At 63.9% G+C, this 19664-nt stretch carries 20 protein-coding genes; 10 read left to right on the top strand and 10 right to left on the bottom strand.

Annotated features, from left to right (window positions below; genetic code table 11):
* Window positions 1-55: 55 nt before the first annotated feature.
* Window positions 56-625: an HdeD family acid-resistance protein gene (locus ONR57_RS12680; protein WP_265123848.1), complete on the top strand. Its 570-nt coding sequence runs from the start codon at window positions 56-58 to the stop codon at window positions 623-625.
* Between the two features lie 4 nt (window positions 626-629).
* Here the strand turns inward: ONR57_RS12680 and ONR57_RS12675 are convergent, their stop codons facing one another.
* The 5 genes from ONR57_RS12675 to ONR57_RS12655 form a co-directional block, all read right to left on the bottom strand.
* Window positions 630-947, bottom strand: a complete 318-nt coding sequence (locus ONR57_RS12675; RefSeq protein WP_265123847.1) for a GNAT family N-acetyltransferase — start codon at window positions 945-947, stop codon at window positions 630-632.
* A 16-nt stretch (window positions 948-963) separates the two neighbouring features.
* Window positions 964-1686, bottom strand: a complete 723-nt coding sequence (locus ONR57_RS12670; RefSeq protein WP_265123846.1) for a pirin family protein — start codon at window positions 1684-1686, stop codon at window positions 964-966.
* A gap of 3 nt (window positions 1687-1689) precedes the next feature.
* A complete protein-coding gene (locus ONR57_RS12665) occupies window positions 1690-2661 on the bottom strand; it encodes a pirin family protein (RefSeq protein ID WP_265123845.1) in 972 nt (323 codons plus the stop codon).
* A 68-nt stretch (window positions 2662-2729) separates the two neighbouring features.
* The gene (locus ONR57_RS12660; RefSeq protein WP_265123844.1) at window positions 2730-4376 is read right to left on the bottom strand and encodes an ABC transporter permease; all 1647 of its coding nucleotides are present in this window, start codon (window positions 4374-4376) and stop codon (window positions 2730-2732) included.
* On the bottom strand, window positions 4373-5281 hold the full coding sequence (locus ONR57_RS12655; protein ID WP_265123842.1) for an ABC transporter ATP-binding protein: 909 nt from the start codon (window positions 5279-5281) through the stop codon (window positions 4373-4375). Before ONR57_RS12655 ends, ONR57_RS12660 begins: the two co-directional genes overlap by 4 nt.
* 142 nt (window positions 5282-5423) lie before the next feature.
* Here ONR57_RS12655 and ONR57_RS12650 point away from each other — a divergent pair, with 142 nt between their 5' ends.
* Both ONR57_RS12650 and ONR57_RS12645 read left to right on the top strand, forming a co-directional pair.
* On the top strand, window positions 5424-6434 hold the full coding sequence (locus ONR57_RS12650) for a hypothetical protein (RefSeq protein ID WP_265123841.1): 1011 nt from the start codon (window positions 5424-5426) through the stop codon (window positions 6432-6434).
* A 36-nt stretch (window positions 6435-6470) separates the two neighbouring features.
* A complete protein-coding gene (locus ONR57_RS12645; protein ID WP_265123839.1) occupies window positions 6471-7736 on the top strand; it encodes a glutaminase in 1266 nt (421 codons plus the stop codon).
* Here ONR57_RS12645 and ONR57_RS12640 read toward each other — a convergent pair.
* Window positions 7733-8191 (bottom strand): RDD family protein, encoded by a 459-nt coding sequence (locus tag ONR57_RS12640; protein ID WP_265123838.1) that lies wholly within the window; start codon window positions 8189-8191, stop codon window positions 7733-7735. The genes ONR57_RS12645 and ONR57_RS12640 overlap by 4 nt on opposite strands.
* Window positions 8188-8643: a hypothetical protein gene (locus tag ONR57_RS12635; RefSeq protein WP_265123837.1), complete on the bottom strand. Its 456-nt coding sequence runs from the start codon at window positions 8641-8643 to the stop codon at window positions 8188-8190. The genes ONR57_RS12640 and ONR57_RS12635 overlap by 4 nt, the downstream gene beginning before the upstream one ends.
* Window positions 8644-8963: 320 nt before the next feature.
* Between ONR57_RS12635 and ONR57_RS12630 the strand changes: the two genes are divergently transcribed.
* A complete protein-coding gene (locus ONR57_RS12630; RefSeq protein ID WP_265123836.1) occupies window positions 8964-9341 on the top strand; it encodes an SHOCT domain-containing protein in 378 nt (125 codons plus the stop codon).
* 125 nt (window positions 9342-9466) lie between these two features.
* A complete protein-coding gene (locus tag ONR57_RS12625; RefSeq protein WP_265123835.1) occupies window positions 9467-11113 on the top strand; it encodes an AMP-binding protein in 1647 nt (548 codons plus the stop codon).
* On the opposite strand, the gene ONR57_RS12620 is transcribed toward ONR57_RS12625, so the two are convergent.
* Window positions 11110-11778: a TetR/AcrR family transcriptional regulator gene (locus tag ONR57_RS12620; protein ID WP_265123834.1), complete on the bottom strand. Its 669-nt coding sequence runs from the start codon at window positions 11776-11778 to the stop codon at window positions 11110-11112. The genes ONR57_RS12625 and ONR57_RS12620 overlap by 4 nt on opposite strands.
* A gap of 302 nt (window positions 11779-12080) precedes the next feature.
* On the opposite strand from ONR57_RS12620, the gene ONR57_RS12615 reads away from it, so the two are divergent.
* Complete coding sequence (locus ONR57_RS12615) at window positions 12081-13466, top strand: lipase family protein (RefSeq protein ID WP_265123833.1); 1386 nt, start codon at window positions 12081-12083, stop codon at window positions 13464-13466.
* Window positions 13467-13471: 5 nt separating this feature from the next.
* Here the strand turns inward: ONR57_RS12615 and ONR57_RS12610 are convergent, their stop codons facing one another.
* Entirely contained in the window at window positions 13472-14905 is a 1434-nt protein-coding gene (locus ONR57_RS12610; protein WP_265123832.1) for a short-chain fatty acyl-CoA regulator family protein, read from the bottom strand.
* A gap of 155 nt (window positions 14906-15060) precedes the next feature.
* On the opposite strand from ONR57_RS12610, the gene prpD reads away from it, so the two are divergent.
* From prpD to ONR57_RS12590, 4 genes are all read left to right on the top strand, one after another.
* Entirely contained in the window at window positions 15061-16563 is a 1503-nt protein-coding gene (gene prpD, locus ONR57_RS12605; RefSeq protein WP_265123830.1) for a 2-methylcitrate dehydratase PrpD, read from the top strand.
* On the top strand, window positions 16563-17492 hold the full coding sequence (prpB, locus tag ONR57_RS12600; protein WP_265123829.1) for a methylisocitrate lyase: 930 nt from the start codon (window positions 16563-16565) through the stop codon (window positions 17490-17492). Before prpD ends, prpB begins: the two co-directional genes overlap by 1 nt.
* Entirely contained in the window at window positions 17489-18598 is a 1110-nt protein-coding gene (locus ONR57_RS12595) for a bifunctional 2-methylcitrate synthase/citrate synthase (protein ID WP_265123828.1), read from the top strand. The genes prpB and ONR57_RS12595 overlap by 4 nt, the downstream gene beginning before the upstream one ends.
* A 126-nt stretch (window positions 18599-18724) precedes the next feature.
* Complete coding sequence (locus ONR57_RS12590; RefSeq protein ID WP_265123827.1) at window positions 18725-19282, top strand: hypothetical protein; 558 nt, start codon at window positions 18725-18727, stop codon at window positions 19280-19282.
* Between the two features lie 12 nt (window positions 19283-19294).
* Here ONR57_RS12590 and ONR57_RS12585 read toward each other — a convergent pair.
* The coding region (locus tag ONR57_RS12585) for a hypothetical protein (protein ID WP_265123825.1) at window positions 19295-19664 on the bottom strand (370 nt) is incomplete at its 5' end.

Raw genomic sequence — 19664 nt, 5'->3', positions numbered from 1 at the left:
TGTGCTCTCGGACACGGGGAATTCGCGTCTCACATCGCCAGAGGGTGGTCGGGCCATGGTCGGAGAAACTCTTGAACGAAGGAGAACCTGGGGCGACGTCGTGTTTGGCGTGCTTCTCGTCATCCTTGGAGTCATCGTTCTGGGCAATGCAGTTGTGGCAACAGTGGTTTCAGTCTATTTCCTCGGCTGGTTCGCGCTGCTGTCCGGAGTCGCGGTATTCGTCGGCGCGTTCTTTACGATCAAGTCGGGCGGGTTCTGGTCGGGTGCCCTGGGTGGCGCGATGCTCGCCGTTCTCGGTTTGTTCATCCTCCGCCACCCCGTGGTCGGTGCCGTGTCGCTCACGCTCCTCGCGGGTGCGCTGTTTTTGAGCAGTGGTGCCGCCCGGGTGTTCATCGGAGCGCAAATGCGCGGCTTTGGGTGGCCGCTCATCGTCAGCGGCATCATCTCCATCGCGCTCGGGCTTATCGTGCTGTTCAACCTCGCTGAGGCGTCATTCACGCTGCTCGGCATCCTGCTTGGTGTCCAGACGCTGCTTGAAGGGCTCACCTTGATGGTCTTCGGGCGAATCAGAGCAACCCAGCCAGCTGTGCCCGGTGAGAACCAGGTCCCGGCCGAAAAGTCCTAACGGGTTAGAGTTCGAACTCGCTGCGCCGCTCGACGGGAACCAGCTCGACGTACTCTGGGTTTTTCGTCAGGAACTTCCGGACCGCGGGGCAGTAGGGGAGCAGCCCAAGGCCGTCCGCCTTTGTAGTGTCGAGGGCTTCGCGGATTACCCGCATTGCGAGGCCGCGACCGCCGAACTTGTCCTGAATCTCGGTGTGGACGAATGCACGCAGGTCAGGACGGGGGCGGTACTCAGTGAAGCCCGCCATCTCGTCGCCGACCCAAATTTCGAAACGGGTTTGCTCCGTGTTGTGGCGGACTTCAGGCTGGATTTCACTCGTCATTGTCGATCCTTTCGGGCTAAAAGTGCGCGTACATTTCCCAGATGAGAATCTCAGACTCTTCTGATGCTGTCAGGGTTTGGCCGCCGCCGGCGGTGATTCGCACCGAATCTCCCTGTCGCAGTTCGCCAGTGCCCGCTAACGTTGCGGCACCCGCGGCGACGAAGACGTGGACGAACTTGCCGCGCGGCACCGTGATGCTGGCACCGGCGGCGATCCGCGCGGCGTAGAGGGCCGCGTACTTGTTGCTGATCCCGATTCCGGGGTCGTTGCGGTGCTTATGGAGGCCCGAGGCGACCACGAACAGTTCGCCGGACCTGATTTTCTCGGTGAAGTCGGCCTGACTGTAGCTGGGTGGGAGGCCGTTCGTATCGGGTGCCACCCACATTTGAATGACGTGTACGTCGTCACCATCGCGTGCGAGGCTGCGCTCCGCGTGCCGGATGCCGGTTCCGGCTGTCATGCGCTGCGCGGATCCGGCCGGGATCCGGATCGTGTTGCCTGCCGAGTCTTCATGCACCACTTCGCCACTCATCACCCAGGTGATGATTTCCATGTCCTTGTGCTGGTGCATGTCGAAGCTCTCGCCGGGTGACATGACGTCGTCGTTGTTGACGAGCAGTACGCCATGGCCATTGCGGTGCAGGTCGAAGTTGCCTGCGAACGGGAAGGAATGCTTGCTGACGAGCCACCCCAAGTTGACGGTGGTGCGCTCGTCAGCACGCTGGATCGTGACCTCCATGGTTCACCGGCCGTGGTGTGGGCGAAGGCCGTCGGCGGGGATCTGCCCGAACGCCCCGGACTGGAAGTCCTCGATCGCCTCGATGATCTCCTGCTTCGTGTTCATGACGAATGGGCCGTACTGGAAGAGTGGCTCGCGGATCGGCTTTCCTCCTAGCAGAAGCACTTCCAGTGCAGGACGATGGCTTTCCTGCGCATTGGCTGCTGTGACGGTAATACGGTCACCGCGGCCGAGTACCGCGAGTTGTCCTTGCTTGATAGGCCGGCTTTCGGCGCCCACTGTGCCGCTGCCGGAAAGGACGTACACCAGCGCGTTGAAGCCCGGGTTCCACGGGGTTGACAGCTGGGCGCCGGGCTGGATTGTGGCGTGTGCGAACGTAATTGGCGTAAAGGTTGATCCAGGCCCGCCGTGGCCATCGATCTCACCCGCGATGACGCGCACCAGTGTGCCGCCGTCGTGCGAGGACAGCAGTGTGACTTGCTCACCTTCGAGGTTCTGGTATCTCGGCTTCAGGAACTTGTCTTTGCGGGGGAGGTTGACCCATAGCTGGACGCCGTGGAAGGTGCCGCCGGATTCGACGAGTTCCGCTGGCGGCGTTTCGATGTGCAGGATGCCGGAGCCAGCGGTCATCCACTGGGTGGCGCCGTTCTCGATGAGGCCACCGCCGCCGTGGGAGTCTTGGTGCTGGAAGCGTCCGTCGATCATGTACGTGACCGTCTCGAATCCGCGGTGCGGGTGCCAGTCGGTGCCGCGCGGCTCGCCGGGGGCATACTCGACCTCGCCCATCTGATCCATGTGGATGAACGGGTCGAGATCGGTGGGGTGTACCCCGGCGAACGCGCGGGTGACCGGGAAGCCTTCTCCCTCGTAGCCGCGGGGACCTGTGGTGACCGACTTGACGGTGCGCTCAGTGTCGGCGGCGTGTGGCTCGGTGATGCGGGGCAGGGTCAAGGTGTCGGCGGTAACGGCAGGCATCGGGTGCTCCTCTCGTGGCTCTCACCCTACCTCAACTAGTTGAAGATTCAACATATTCCCGCAGTGTCCTACGCGCCGATATCTCGCCGATCCCAGGCACCAACGCCCACACCTGCGAGCGCCACTGCCGCCGCGATCAGGACGAAAACCGGTCCCGCTGTGAACGGCTCAGCCGGCATCAGCGGCACCCAGCCGAATGGCGATAATCGTCCCGCCCACTCGGGCAGTCCCAGCAATTCACCGAACGAACTCACGATGATCGCGTAGGCGACGATGATCCATGCGAGCGCGCTGAACCGTGGAGCGGCACCGATCAGCGCCATAGCGATCGCCGCCACCAGCCACACCGCGGGAACATGGACGAGCCCGGCGAGGAGCAGCTTCGGAAAGAGCGAGGGTTCGCCGGCGCTCAGCGCCGCGGTCACACCCAACCCGCCCCCAGCGAGCACCATCAGCACTGCGCCCGCCCCCAGCGTCACCGACAGATGGCTCAGCGCCCACCGCTGCCGTGAGACACCGGTCGCAAGGATCTGCTCACTCATCCCGGACGTTTCGTCGGTTCGCAAGCGGCGCATCGACAGGACCGAGAACGCGGCCACGGCTATTGCAAGCATCATCACGATCATGGAGAGGAACGACTCGATGATCACAGCGCCACCGACCGCGCCGATCCACTCCTCGATGGTGCTGAGGCCGCTGACGAAATCCTCCAGTTCGCCCGCGAGTGAACCGTAGAAGAGGCCAAACGCGGTGAGACCGAACGCCCACCACAGAATTGGCCAACACTGCATGCGCCACACAAAACCCGCTGGGGTGGTTAGCACCCCGCGAGCGCGCGGACGCCCGGGCTTCGGCCGGCGTAGACCCGCCGCCACGTCCCGGCGAGTGCTGAGCCAGAAGGCGGCACCTACGAGCGCCACTGTTACGGCGACGGAGAGGAGCAGCGGCCACCACCGGTCGTCAACGTACATGCGAGTCTGCTGTGCCCATCCGATCGGCGACAGCCACGACAGTGCGTTCCCGCCGACCTGGCTCATGTCACCCGCCGCGCGCAGCAGATATGCGACCGCGAACACCGCGCCGGCAAGACCTGAGGCAGCCCGCGCGCTCTCCGCGATCTGCGACGTCACGGCCGCGACCGCGGCAAACACGATGCCAATCGATGCGAGGGCGAGGCCGAACAGCAGCGAGCCTGCCCAGGTGACGCTCTCGATTCCCAGCGCGCCGAGCCCCGCCCCGATAACAAGACCGATCGCGAGGTTCGCGCCAACAGTGACGAGGACCGCGGCGCTCAGCACCGCGTGCCGTCCCACCACGGTCGAACGGAGCAGCTCCGCGGTCCCCGATTCCTCCTCGGCACGCGTGTGGCGCACCACCATGAGGATGCTCATGATGGCAAGGAAGACTGCTGTCCAGCTGAGGAATTCGAGTCCAATCATCGCACCGAAGGTGTAATGGTCAAGCCCGTAGCCGGGGCCCGTCATGGCACGTGTGCCTGGGTTGCCGATCAGCGCCGCGCGAAGCTGCTGCTCTTCGAAGCTGGCGTACACGCCGGGGAGAGTCGCGGCGAAACCCACCACGAATGCAGTCAGCGACGCGATCCAGACCGGCAACCGTATCCGGTCACGCCGGAGCATGAACCGGATGAGCTGACCTGTACCGGTGAAGGCGCCGCCCGCGGTGTCACGCTGTCGCGCTAACGCAACTGTGCTCATGAGGAAACTCCGGCCGGTTCGATCGTGTCGGCGTAATGGCGGAGGAGGAGCTGCTCAAGCGTTGGCGGGTGCGCCTGCAGTGACCGCAAACCCAGATCAGTCAGGTAGCGAATCGTCTCTTGCAGCTGGTTCCGGTCGACCTCGAACTCGATCCGGCCGTCGACAGCATGCAGATCGTGAACACCCGGCAGCATCGCAATATCGGTAGCGGGAAGTTCCGTGCGAGCGACCACCGTGGTGCGGGTGAGGTGACGCATGTCGGTGAGCGTGCCTGTCTCAACCACACGGCCTTCGCGGATGATCGACATGTGGTCCGCGAGAACTTCGACCTGCGCGAGAATGTGGCTGGACAACAGAACCGTGCGCCCGGCGTCACGGACCTCGCGAATGAGATCCTGAAAAACGGCCTCCATCAACGGGTCAAGGCCACTCGTGGGTTCGTCGAGCAGAAGAAGTTCAGCATCGCTGGACAGGGCCGACACCAGCGCCACCTTCTGCCGATTGCCCTTCGAATAGGTGCGTGCCTTCTTCGTCGGGTCAAGACCAAACCGCTGGCACAGTTCGTCACTCCGTTTGCGGTCAGTGTCGCCGCGGAAGCGCGCGAGCACGTCGATGATTTCACCGCCGGTGAGGTTAGGCCACAGCGTGACGTCGCCAGGCACGTACGCGAGGCGACGGTGCAGCGCGACTGCGTCACGCCACGGATCAAGCCCGAGCACGCGGGCAGAGCCACTGTCAGCGCGCAGCAGACCAAGCAGAATGCGCAGTGTCGTGGACTTTCCGGCACCGTTCGGTCCGAGAAAGCCGTGGACCTCACCTGTGCGAACCTCGAGGTCGAGCGCATCGAGCGCACGCACAGTTCCGAATGTTTTGGTCAGGCCAGCAAGGGCTATCGCTGCGGTCATATCGTGAACGTACGGGGCGCATCAGTCACGCTAAAGGGACCTAAGTCCCCGCTGGCGCGGCGGAGTGCCTCAAAGCTGCAGGGGCCCGTGCGGGGGCCAAAGCCTCTGTCCGCTGCGCGCCGCAACAGCGCACGCTAGAGGCATGGAATGTCTCAGCGCTGACGCCTCAGCTTCACGGTGGCCGATATCCGTGCAGCTCGACACGATCGCCGCGATGCTCAACTTCGAAATCCATCACCACCCCGTGTACCAGGGGATGGAAGTTCAATACTTTGACGACGACAAGCACGGTACCGGGGTGCTCGTGCTGATGAACCGCACCGATACCCGCAAGGTTGACGTGTACCAGCAGGAAGGGCTGACCATTGACCGCAGCGGATACGGAATCGCTGCGGGCCTCGGTGACTGGCACGTCACTGCGATCGAACCGGCCGTCCTGGAGATTACAGAAACGGGCGTGCACGCTGATGTCGCACTGTACGACGCAGCAGGGCGGCGCATCGAGATCCAGGTCGACGACCGGAATGGAAGACGCCGCCGCCGCGCGGAATTCCTCGCCCCCGTGGGTTCCGCGATCGAGCACCCCACCGCGCTGATGCTGGTGTGGATGCGGCAGTTCGATCTCGTTCGCCGCACCCGATTTCGGCCGACCGTCCGTATCGACGGAGAAGCTGTCACACTGGGCAACCTCCCCGGATCACGCCTGCACCGGCGGCACCTGATCAAGTATGCCGCCGACTTGTGGATCGTGGACGTCAATCCCGCCGCAGTCAATGAGCGCCGCGCCCAGGGTCCGGGAGCAGCGCGGGCCGAGCTGCACGTCACGCCCGAACCGCCGCCGCCGGCGGCACCCTCGCCCGGTGCCGGGCGATGGTCGCTCTCGATTGGAGACCGTGCTGATGTCGTTGCTGGGGAGTGGTCATGCACTACCGCTGAGGGCACGGCAGTTTCCCTCGTCTTCACCGTGACGCAGGGCTGGCGGCCCCGCAGACTTCCACCCCTCATGCGCGTCGTGACGACGCTGCTGCCGGTATTCCGGCGGTGGCCGACGACGTACAGGTGGGAAGCACACTTGAACAATGGACACGAGATTGAAGCCCGCTGGCGGCGTACGAGCGGCGGAGACAACACGTACGCGAAGCTCACCAGCTGACTCCAAACACTCAAGCCAGCAAGTACGCTGGCGCGCATGCGCTCGCCGATTCCCGATTACCTGCAAGAAGTCCTCGAAGATTGCCGGCTCGCTGACGGCGGTGCTGTCGCCGACTACATTCCCGACCTTGCCCGGGCGAATCCCGATCGCATCGCGATCGCGCTCACCACACCGGACGGTGTCAGTTACTGCGCTGGCGACGCTGATGTAGCGTTCTCGATTCAGTCCATTTCGAAACCCTTCGCGTACGGCATCGCGTTGCTGGACAGTGGTTTCGACACGGTCTTGGGGAAGATCGGAGTTGAGCCCTCAGGCGAGGCGTTCAACGAGATTTCCCTGGAAGTAGGAACTGGCCGCCCGCGCAACCCGATGATCAACGCGGGGGCGATCGCCACCCATTCCCTCATGCAGGGCAGCAACGCCGACGAACGGGCGGAACGGTTCCGGGAACGCATGAGCCTCGCCGCCAACCGGGAACTCAGTTTCGACGAGTCGGTGTTCACGTCCGAACTCGACACCGCATACCGCAACCTTGCCATCGGCTACATGCTGCGCACCCACGGCATTCTCGAGAGCGACCCCGACGATGTGGTGCGCGGCTACATTCGGCAGTGCGCGCTGAGTGTAACGACACGGGACCTCTCCATGATGGCTGCGACACTCGCGAACGGCGGTGTCCAGCCGGTCACGGGCCGCCGTCTCTCCGGTGATCGGGCTGTGCGCCAAGTACTGAGCGTGATGATGACATGCGGCATGTACGACGCTGCGGGCGACTGGATGACGGCAGTCGGCATCCCCGCGAAATCGGGTGTCGCGGGCGGCATTATCGGTGTGCTGCCGGGGCAGGTTGGCATTGCGGTGTTTTCGCCGCGCCTCGACGCGCACGGTAACTCCACGCGCGGAGTGAAGCTATTCGAACGCTTGACTGACGACATGGGCCTGCATCTGATGGAGGTGCCACCGGTCGGCAGGTCGGTGCTGCGCGGGCACACGATGCATGGCGATGCGCACCTCTTTGGGCTGCAGGGATCGATCCGTTTCGCGGGGGCGGAAGCGGTAGTGCGTCAGGTCGCCGATGCTGATATCTCCGGCGACGATGTCATCTTCGACGTCTCACGCGTGCATGGCGTCAGCGACGTCGCACGCCGCATGTTCCTCGAAGCGGTGCGACGGCTGACCCTCGACGACGGGAAGCGGGTTACCCTCGTCGACCCCGACGGTATAGTGCACAACCCGGACGCGGGGGACGGAGTGCGGCCAGAGGTGATTGCGGAGCTCGCCGGCTTCCGGCCCCGGAGTTAGCTTTCGGGCAGCGCGGGCGCGTGCGACCAGTCGTACTCCACCCGGGTGCGGAGCACCACGTCCTGGGCGGAGCGGCGGCGGGCATCGACTGCCGCCCACATCAGGCCCGCGGGGAACAGCACGCACAACACTGCTCGTGCGAACGCGATCGGCCAGCGCCGCACACGGCCGTGAGGCAGAACAATCCGGAGACCCATCACGACCTTCCCAACAGTGCGCCCGGTGATCGCGGCACACAGGGTGAGGTAGGCGACAGCGATTCCGATCGCGGTGCCGGTTGACAGAACAGGGTCGGGGTTCGGCATCGCAAATCCTGTGGGTGCGAACAACAGGAGCGCGAACGCCCATCCCGCGTACATCGCCCACATCATGATGATCACCACGCCGAGGTCAAGGAGCGCGGAAAGCGTGCGTGTGACAAGCCCCGCGGGACGGTGCGGCCCGAACTGGTTCACGACCGGTCCTCGTCGGCGATCGCATGCTGAGGCGGCTGGCGTGCCTCCCGTCCAAGCAGCCGTCCGATAAACCCGGCAACCGCGTCGTCGGCGCGCACGCCCTGGCTCCGGACTTCCCACACCGCACCTGACGAGAGCGAACCGGTCGACTCTCGTATCAATCCGGGCAGGTCGATCTCGCTGAGCACCCGATCAACAATGGGCTCGAGGTCGACTCCCGCGATAATCGCGCCGAGGTCAAGGCGATCGACGATCCGGTTCAGGTCGGCGCGCGCGACGATTGCGTCGACGTCGATGCCCGTGGCGATACGGTCAAGGTCGATGTGGTCACTAATAAGGGCGGTCAGGTCAGCCTCGTCGAAGACGGCCGCAATAGCTTCGCGAACTATCAGGCGCAGCACCGCCCGGGCCGTTCCCGTGAGCACACCCAGTGCTCGAGAAATAAGAATCATTTCGATCTCCCGCACTCGCCCGAATTTCCGCACGCAGGTGACAGCAATTCAGCGCACGCGCCATTTTCTTATCGCACTAGTGTGGCACAGCCTCGCCGCTCCGATGTGGTTAACGACATGTCGGCACTGCCGGCTAGATGGGGGGCACCGGTCGGCGCCGCATAACGATTTGATGGCGGAATGCGTCGTCGGTGTAGCGCAAGAATCTACTTCCGCAGACTTGCCGACGAACTGTAAGTAATACTTGCACCAGCCCTGCGCCCTGTAGAGATCTGTTACCGGTTCTGTGTAGTCCGAGCCGCCTCTGAAAGGACCTGAACATGGAAACATTCTGGGATTTTTTCCGTCTCATTGTCGTCAGCTTTGTGTTTATCGCATATCTGATTATGTTGTTCTCGATAATTACGGACCTGATACGGGACCGTGAAACATCGGGCTGGGTGAAAGCGATCTGGGCGCTGTTCCTCATTTTTCTGCCGTTCCTCACGGCACTCGCTTACCTCATTTTCCGTGGGGACGGCATGAACCGTCGTTCGCATGAAGTCGCGACCCAGTTGCAGCAAGCCCAGGACGCGTACATCAAGGGTGTGGCGGGCACTTCACCCGCTCAGCAGATAGCCGACGCAAAGGTCCTGCTGGACGCGGGAACCATCACCGACGAGGAGTTCCAGCGTCTGAAGACGCGCGCGCTGGCGTGAGGCCCCGGAGTTAACCACGCGGGCGCCGATGCCCCCATTCGGGGGTACCGGCGCCCGCTGTCTGTTTGGACACTGTCGGGAGAGGTGACATCAGCTGTCTGATGATGCGTAGGAGGACTGTTCGCATGGAAGCCGAGACCGCCATTCGTGGCCGCACTGCTGAAGACGTGCGGGTTCAGGAGTTATTAGACCGCTACGACACCCCTGACGCGTGCGCCGCGCAATTGCTGTGTGACGGTCATCCCGCGGATGCGGTTGCGTTCACGGTGATCGAAGCGGATCTCAGTTCCACCGACCTCACCTTCGGTTACCTGCGCGAGCAGTCCACCCGTTTCGCGGCCGCCCTGGCTGAACTCGGCGTCGAACCGGGTGACCATGTCGCCACACTGATGGGGAAGTCCGCTGACCTCGTTGTTGCACTGCTGGGCATTTGGCGTCGCGGCGCGGTGCACGTACCGCTGTTTACCGCGTTCGCGCCACCGGCGATCGGGTTCCGGCTTCAGGCAAGCGGAGCGAAGGTAGTGGTTGCTGATGCCGACCAGGTTGCCAAACTCGCTCCGGGCGAGGACATTCCGGCCGACGTGCCGTGGCAGGTCGTCGTCGCTGGTGCCGACACGTCAACGGAGCTGAGCTTCAGCAAGCTGCTCGCGTCACACGATGCGGACAATCCGCGGGGCGCGCCAGTCGCTGTGGGTGCGGACGGTGGTCTCGTGCAGCTCTTCACGTCAGGCACCACCGGGACTCCGAAGGGTGTACCGGTTCCGGTGCGGGCGCTCGCGTCCTTCCACGCATACCTCGAATTCGGCCTCGACGTGCGTGATGACGATGTTTTCTGGAACGCGGCCGACCCAGGGTGGGCATACGGGCTGTATTACGCGCTGTTAGCACCGATGGCCGCAGGAGTGCGCAGCCTGCTGCTGCACGCCGGGTTCTCAGCACCGCTTACCTGGCAGGTGATGGAGAAGTTCGGCGTCACCAATTTTGCAGCCGCACCCACCGTGTACCGCAGCCTCCGCGCTGACACAACGCCCGTGCCAGAGTCGGTGTCGCTGCGTCGCGCCTCGTCGGCGGGGGAGCCGCTGACCCCTGACGTCATCGCGTGGTCTGAGCAGACGCTCGGTGCCGTTGTGCGCGACCAGTACGGGCAAACCGAGCACGGAATGTTCATCGTCAACGCGTGGGCGGACGGCCTGCGGGAAGACGTGCCAGCTGGTTCGATGGGCAAACCGCTGCCCGGCTGGTCGTGTGCGGTGCTTGAGGACGCTTCTGATCAGGTGGCCGGACCTGGTGTGCCGGGGCGCGTCGCGATCGACACCCACCACAGCCCATTGCTGTGGTTCAGCGGTTACGTCGATGCGCCAGAGAAGACGGCGCAGCGCTTCACCTCAGACGGCCGCTGGTATGTGACGGGAGATGCCGGGCAAACCGATGAGAACGGGTTCTTTTTCTTCTCCGCCCGCGATGATGACGTGATCATCATGGCTGGCTACCGCATCGGGCCGTTCGACGTCGAAAGCGTGCTGGTGATGCATGATGACGTGGTTGAAGCCGCTGTGGTCGGCATGCCCGATGAACTCCGCGGCGAAGTGCTCGAAGCGTTCGTTGTGCTGCGCGACGGTACCGAGGCGACGGCGGAGCTAGAAAAGGAACTGCAGCAACTCGTCAAGCGGAAGTTCGCGGCGCACGCCTACCCGCGGACCGTGCACTTCGTCCCGAACCTGCCGAAGACCCCGAGCGGGAAGGTGCAGCGCTTCATCCTGCGCCAGCGCTAAGCCCTCGACTCTTCCGAACCTTGTGAAGCGAGTGGCGTCAACAGTGCGGTGAACAGCGCTGTCAGCTCATGGCGCGGGGGGCGCGGATCAGCGAGGCTCCATTCATGGGCCACGTTGTTCACGGCACCAACGAAGGCCTGCCCGGCCAGCGTGTAGCCGCCGGGCGGCTGGTAACTGTCACCGAGCCGGGCCCGGAATGCAGACTCGAGGAGTTTGCCCCATGCCAAACGCTGCTGCCGCCGCCGCGTTTCGAGGTCGGCGCTGACGCCCACTACCTCGACGAATGCCAGCTGCGCGCGGCGCGGGTCGGCCGCGACCGCTTCGACATAGGCCGCCATCACTTCGGCGATGGTGTCCTGCACTGACGCATCTCCCGCTTGATCGATTGCTTGCAGCACGGCCGAGCGCGCGTCGTCCTGGATGCGCGTGTACGCCGCAGTGAGCAAGTCTTCTCGTGACTCGAACTCCTCGTAAAACTGGCGCCGTGACAGCTTCGCGTGGCTGCACACGTCGGCAAGCGTCGATGCGCGGTACGTGCGAGAGCCGAAGACGGCGATCGCGGACTCGATAAAACGCAGCCGCCGCTCCGCCCGGCGGTCGGCAACCGCCCGGCCGCCATAGCGGCGGCCGGCTGGAGGTGGCGTGCTTTCACGCTGAGCCTGCATGCGTCTATTTGTACCCGCGATGCGGGCCCTTATCGGTGAATGTCGTGTACGCGCCGCCGGACGATAGCCACTTTGAGCCTATTCCGTCTCACAACTACCACCGTGCAACACAGACACAGAATCAACCATTGACAAAATGTGAGACGCAACGGTATCACTTATACATCTTTGCATCGAGTGGGATCAGCCACAGCTCGTTCCCGCATGCGTGGCTCATCACACCATCGCGGGCCACCTCAGTGAGCGCTCGCCGAACGCAGCGAGCGCCTCGCGCTAACTGGCTGATTCCAACGAGGTACGTGATGTCTCAAACTCTTCGCCGCGCAACCGGGGCACTCTTGACGCTCATACTGGCGGTCCTGCTGCACCCCACTGTGGCCGCGGCTGAACCGCCGCCGCCACCGGACTCCTTCTACGACCGGCCTGCGGGGCTTTCCGCATACAGCCCTGGTGACGTCATCCGCAGCCGCCCGGTCGACGTGCGTGCCCTGCAACTGTTTCCGGTGAACGTCGCCGCCTGGCATGTGATGTACCGGACTACCGACGCCGACGGTAATCCCGACGCAGCCGTCACCACGATCATGGTGCCGCGCGGCGGCAGCGAGCCACGACCGCTGCTTTCCTACCAGGCCGCGACGGACTCGACGCTGCGCGTGTGTGGGCCGTCCTACTCGCTGGTTCACGGGGCGCCAATCGACTTCACTAACCCTGTCGGCCCGGTCACCCTCACCCTCCCCGCCGCAGAGCTGGCGCTCGCCGCGGCCGGCCTCGCCGAAGGCTGGGCGGTCGCAATGCCCGACCACGGTTCGCTCGCGGACCGATTCCTCACTCCGCATCAGCCCGGCTACGCCGTCCTCGACGGCATCCGCGCCGTCACAAACTTCGAGCCCGCGGGACTTCAGGGTCCCAGCACTCCGACCGCGCTGTGGGGGTACTCCGGTGGCGCTATCGCGTCGAGCTGGGCTATCGAGGAGCACCCGTCGTACGCTCCCGAGCTCAACATTCAGGGCGCCGCGTTCGGTGCCCCGGAACGCGACCTGGAAGCGTCACTCAAGTCAGCGAACCGCGCGCTGCTCGGCGGACTTATCCCGATCGCGCTCGCGGCGATAGGGAAGGACTCGCCCGAGTTCGCCACCGAGCTCGATCAGTACCTCACCCCGCAGGGCCGAAACATCGTGGCGCAGGCGCGGAATCACTGCGCGAGTCAGAACGTGCTGAACAACCTCTGGTTTGACTACGAACAGCACCTGAACACACCCGTCGAAGAGGTTCTCGCCAACCCAGTGATTCGCCGGGAGATCGACGCGCGCGGTGTTACCGGCAGGGCACCAACCGTCCCCACCTACGTACACAACGGGATCAGCGAGGAAGTCGCCCCCATCGTGGGCACGGACAGGCTTGTCAACAGCTACTGCGCGGGCGGCACGCCGGTCACCTACCGGCGTGAGGCAATACCTCATGACCCGCCGCCGCAGCTCATCACCACGCACGGCGTCATCGCGGTCAGCGGAAGCCCTGGCGCTTTCCACTGGCTCAAGCAGCGCCTCACACCTGGTGCCCCGGCGCCGGCCTCGGGTTGCGATATCCAGGACGTGCCGAGCACGCTCGTCGAGCCCGGCGTCGCGGAAACAGTGATCCCGTCCTTCGTCGAGACCTTCTTCGCGATGGTGTCCGGCCAGCCGATCTGAGTCTCTTACGTATGCTCGGCCGGATAAGGCTGCCGCATGCTGCGGTCCGGATCGGCAACAATGCGGCGGCCGAGCTGTGGGAACGCCCGCTGCGCGCAATCGGGGCGTTCACACACCTTGCATCCCGGCCCAATGGGCACCGGCTCGGGAGCTTCCAGGCGAAGGCCCTGTGAATACACCAGCCGGTGCGCATGCGTGATGTCACACCCCAGGCCAATCGCGAAGGTGCGCTCAGGTGTGCCGTAGGCCCGGTGATGTTCAGTTGTCGTGCGGGCGATCCATAGGTAGGTTCGCCCGTCCGGCATCTGCGCGACCTGCGTGAGTATCCGGCCGGGGCTCGCAAACGCGTCATGAACAACCCAGAGCGGGCAGCTGCCACCTACCCGTGAAAAGTGAAAAGCCGTGGCGGACTGGCGTTTAGAGATGTTCCCGGCGCGATCGATGCGGACGAAGAAGAAGGGCACCCCCCGGTTCGCCGGGCGCTGCAACGTCGAAAGCCGATGGCACACCGTCTCGAAGCCCACTTCGAATTTCAGCGACAGGAGCTCGATGTCGTAGCGCAGCTCTTCCGCGGCCCGGAGAAACTGTGTGTAGGGCAGCAGGAGTGCGCCAGCGAAGTAGTGCGCGAGACCGATTCGTGCGAGCTGGCGGGCGCTGTCGCTGAGCGCGGGCGCGCTCGCGACGTGCCGCTCGATGGTGCTGCCCTGCGTCAGAAAAGCAAGCTGTGTCGCAAGCTGGAAGGCGCGCTGCCCAGGGGACAGCAGCCGCGACAGAGTGATCAGCTGCGAGTCGGCATCGTAAATTCGCTTGGGCCCAGGCTTGTCGGGCGGGTCGTTGCGCAACCGCACCAGCACACCATGTTTCGACGCGAGCATCTGCGTCAGCTGCTGATCCAGCGATCCGACGTGCAGGTAGTGGCTATGAAACATGTCCTCCGCCGCCGCATCGAGATCGGGAATGTGGTTGCGGTGGTCGTAGAAGAAGTCCCGCACTTCCTCAAACGGCATCGGCTGGCTGGTGCCGGTTTCCGCCGTCAGCGGCGCGGAATATTGTGCTCCATACTGCTCGAGCTGTTCCGTCGCGGCCGCGAGCTTCCGGTGCAGTGACACGAGCACCCGCCCAATTTCTGGGCTTCGCGCAACGAGATCATCGATGACAGACACCGGTGGCACTGTGGACGTCGTGTCAGTCAGTACGTCGTGGAGGTCGGCGGCCAGCCGCGCATCCTCGTCCGCGGCGAAAAACTGGGCGTCTAGCTCAAACGTTGAATTGAGTTTCAGCAGCACCGGTACCGTCAATGGCCGCTGGTCGTTCTCGAGCTGGTTGACGTAACTCGCCGACAGATCGAGAACGCGCGCGAGCGCCAGCTGCGTCAGCCCCCGTTCTTCACGCAGACGGCGCAACCGTGCGCCACCATAGATTTTGTGCGCCCCGCTCATCGTCCAAGCCTATCGAAGCGCTATCGCAAGGTTCGCAACTCGGCGCGACTCACGCCGCAAAACTACGCATATTCAGTGCCTTTACGGGCACGACCAGCATGCATACTCTGCAAACATCGCTGTTGTTGTTGTGACGCCCCCTACCGGAGGACCTTGTGAAATCGCATCTCGTGCGCACCCGTCGTTCCGCAGAGAACTTTCCGCGTGAGGAACACCTCGCGTGGAAGATCGCGGAGGTCGCCACCGATCCCGTCGATGTTCCTGCAGAGACGGAAGACATGGTGATCAATCGGATCATCGACAACGCAGCGGTCGCGGCCGCATCGCTGACACGGCGGCCGGTGGCGAACGCACGGGCGCAGGCACTCGCGCATCCCTACGACCCGGGCGCAACGGTGTTCGGTGTGCGCGGCACGTACTCCCCGGAATGGGCCGCGTGGGCGAACGGCACCGCGGTGCGGGAACTCGACTTCCACGACACGTTTCTCGCGGCGGACTACTCGCACCCCGGCGACAACATCCCCCCGATCCTCGCCGTCGCTCAGCACGCCCGCCGCTCCGGCAAAGACCTGATTCGCGGCCTCGCCACGGGATACGAAATCCAGATCGACCTCGTGCGCGCCATCTGCCTGCACGAACACAAAATCGACCACGTCGCGCATCTCGGGCCGTCCGCCGCCGCGGGAATTGGAACGCTGCTCGGGCTCGACACAGAGACGATTTACCAGGCGATCGGACAGGCCCTGCACACCACCACGGCAACCCGCCAGTCACGCAAAGGCGAAATCTCGAGCTGGAAAGCGTATGCGCCCGCGTTCGCCGGGAAGATGGCCGTTGAAGCCGTCGACCGGGCGATGCGCGGTGAAGGTGCCCCGTCACCCATCTGGGAAGGCGAAGACGGTGTGATCGCGTGGCTCCTCGGTGGGCCAAACACTGAATACCAGGTGCCACTGCCCGGACCTGGGGAAGCCAAACGCGCAATCCTCGACAGCTATACCAAAGAACATTCCGCGGAGTACCAAAGCCAGGCTGTGATCGACCTCGCCCGCACGATGCGCGACAAGATCGGTGACATTTCGCAGATCGCGTCCATCGTCCTGCACACCAGCCACCACACGCACTACGTCATCGGAACCGGCTCAAACGATCCCCAGAAGTTCGATCCAACGGCCAGCCGCGAGACTCTCGACCACTCGGTGATGTACATCTTCGCAGTCGCATTGCAGGACGGGATGTGGCACCACGAACACTCCTACGCACCGGAACGCGCGCAGCGGCCCGACACCATCGAACTGTGGCGGAAGATCAGCACCGCTGAAGACCCGGAGTGGACGCGGCGCTACCACTCGTCTGACCCCAGCGAGAGAGCATTCGGCGCGCGTGCGGTAATCACGTTGCGCAGCGGCGAGGTCATCGAAGACGAACTCGCGGTCGCTGATGCGCACCCGCTGGGCGCCCGTCCGTTCGCACGCGAACACTACATTCACAAGTTCCGCACCCTCGCGGACGGCGTGATCGACTGTGCGGAGCAAGATCGGTTCCTCGACGCTGTGCAGCGTGCCCCCGAACTCGGCGCCGGTGATCTCGGGCAGCTGAACTTCACCGTGTCCCCTGAAGTGCTCGATCGCGCACCGAAGTCACCGAAGGGCCTGTTCTGATGGCGGCTGGGATCATCGCGGCGGAAGCGCTGCCTGCCGACAAGCGCCGTGCGTTCCGGGCCGGCCTGAACTCAGGCACCATTCAGCGCCTGCCGGGCGCGTTCAATCCGCTGACTGCGAAGCTGGTTCAGGAAATCGGTTTCGAAGGGGTCTATGTTTCGGGGGCCGTGCTGGCAGCGGACCTCGGCCTGCCCGACATCGGATTGACCACGCTCACCGAGGTGTCTGAGCGCGGCCAGCAGATCGCCCGCGTCACTGATCTGCCGGTGCTCCTCGACGCGGACACCGGCTTCGGCGAACCGATGAGCGCCGCGCGCACTGTGACGGTGCTCGAAGACGCCGGCATCGCGGGGTGTCACTTCGAGGATCAGGTGAATCCCAAGCGGTGCGGCCACCTCGACGGCAAAGCCGTCGTCTCCACCGGTGAGATGGTTCGCCGGATCCGTGCCGCCGTAGCGGCCCGGCGCGACCCGGACTTTGTGATCTGCGCCCGCACCGATGCGCGTGCCCTCGAAGGTCTCGACGCCGCCGTTGACCGTGCCAAAGCCTATGCCGACGCTGGTGCGGACCTCATCTTCACCGAAGCGCTGCAAGACGAATCGGAGTTTGCGACTTTTCGTGCCGCGGTTGACACGCCACTGCTCGCCAACATGACCGAATTCGGGAAGTCCGAACTCATTTCGGCAGGCGCGCTGCAAGAAATCGGCTACAACGCGGTGATCTACCCTGTGACAACGCTGCGCCTCGCGATGTTCGCGGTCGAGCAAGGCCTGCGCGAAATCGCTGAGACCGGAACACAATCCGCGCTGCTCGGCCAGATGCAGCACCGGTCGCGGCTCTACGATCTGATCGGCTACGAGCGCTACAACGAATTCGACACGTCGATCTTCAACTTCAGCATCGCAGCTCATAACGGGAGTGCACGATGATCCATAAAGGGCTTGCGGGCGTGGTCGTCGATACCACCGCCATTTCCAAAGTGGTTCCAGAAACAAATTCACTGACCTACCGCGGCTACGCCGTGCAGGATCTCGCCGCCAATTGCAGCTTCGAAGAGGTCGCTTACCTGCTGTGGCATGACGATCTGCCAGCGCCGGAGCAACTCGCGGCGTTCCAGCAGCGGGAGCGCGCGCAACGGCTAGCTGGGCGTTCTTTGCTCAGTCTGGTGACCAAGCTGCCCGATACCTGCCACCCCATGGACGTCGTCCGCACCGCGATCAGCTATCTCGGTGCGGAAGACCCAGGGGAGGAGGATAATTCGGCTGCGGCGAACCGCGCTAAAGCGCTGCGCATGATGGCGGTGCTGCCCACGATTGTCGCTGCGGACTTCCGGCGCCGTCACGGCGACGAACCGATCGCGCCGCGCGACGATCTCGGCTTCGCCGCGAACTTCCTCAACATGTGCTTCGGTGACGTGCCCGGCGCGGAGATCGTCAAGGCGTTCGAAGTGTCGCTGATTCTCTACGCGGAACACAGCTTCAACGCGTCCACCTTCGCCGCCCGCGTAGTCACCTCCACACTGTCGGACATCTACAGCGCCGTCACCGCAGCGATCGGGGCGCTGAAAGGACGCCTGCACGGCGGCGCCAACGAGGCTGTCATGCGCGACATGCTTGACATCGGTGAACCGGAACGGGCAAGGGAGTGGCTGCGCGCAAAGCTCGCTGACAATGCGAAAGTCATGGGGTTCGGGCACCGCGTCTACAAGCAGGGGGATTCGCGGGTACCGACCATGAAAGACGCGTTCCTGAACGTCGCTGCGGCGACTGATGGTGCGAAATGGCTGGGCATCTACGAGGAACTCGAAGACGAGATGAACCAGGCCACCGGGATCAAACCGAATCTGGATTTCCCGACTGGCCCCGCCTATTACCTGATGGGCTTCGACATCGACATGTTCACGCCCATCTTCGTGATGAGCCGGATCGTCGGATGGACCGCACACATCATCGAACAGGGCGAGGCGAACGCACTGATCCGGCCGCTCAGCGAATATGTGGGTGTGCCACAGCGGGAGATCGCGCGGGCGTCATAGCCGCGGTGATCGCTGGCAGGCGGCTGTTGAGCGGAAAGTAACATAGCGGGTCTCGTGATCTGGAATACTTGCCAGCGCAGAAGGCCGACCCGTCCCGGAGCGGACGGCGCAAGGTTAGGGATTCGCATGAATATGCTGCGCAACGGTGCGCGAGGCATAGTGGTGACAGCGACGTGTGCAGCGTCGGTCCTCGCGATGTCATACGCCAGTCTCGCCCAGAAAACTGACGGTCCCGTCCGCTTCAGCGCGGTGGGCAACGATCAATGTGAAGTCACCTTCACCATTGAAAATGACACGAATAGCCGGTTCTACACGATCGACTATCTCATCGACGACGAACAACCCACCGGCCCCGATTTCGGCACCGGGCCCACGGGCCGGCGGGTGCTCAACTCGGCAGCCCAGGAACCGCTCGGGCCGCCCGGATACGTGCGAAACCGTCCGACCGAAGTTTCGACCGTCACCGTCGACCTGCGCGAGGTCGAAGACCGGCCCAACGTGGGAGCGGACTCGTATCTCATCCGGTACCGGATGATCCTCGGGCCTAGTGCCCAGGATCGCGGTCCGGGCACCTTCTACGAGACCACGGTGACGGGGTGCGCGGACCCGGAGCCGCCGACTGGCAGCATCCGGATTGATCTTGGCTCGCTGATTGGCAGTCTGCAGTGGGGTAGCAGTTCTTAGCGAGCGTCGTCATTACCGCAACCCATTAGCACTGGCTGATTGATCGGCACCCCTGTCCTTCCGGTTTGCGTTGCCTCTGATGCGGCGTGGAAGCCGGTCAGCAATCGACCCGAGACGGTCGATTGCTCCCTCAAGCGGGCCGAGGAGACCCACACCCTCGCGCAGCACCGGTTCGATGTCTGCTAGCACAGGCAGGGCGGTGTCGATGTGTTCTTCGAGCTTGCCGAGGACCGGGATGCCGGTGTCGATGTGTCCTTCGAGTTTGTTGAGGACGGGGAGGGCGGTGTCGATGTGGGTTTCGAGCTTGCCGAGGACGGGGAGGGCGGTGTCGATGTGTCCTTCAAGTTTGTTGAGGACCGGGATGCCGGTGTCGATGTGTCCT

This window comes from Hoyosella sp. YIM 151337 (assembly GCF_026041215.1).
Classification (GTDB): Bacteria; Actinomycetota; Actinomycetes; order Mycobacteriales; family Mycobacteriaceae; genus Hoyosella.
Note: the sequence above shows the minus strand (reverse complement) of the source record. Positions and strands in the feature narration are given on the sequence as shown.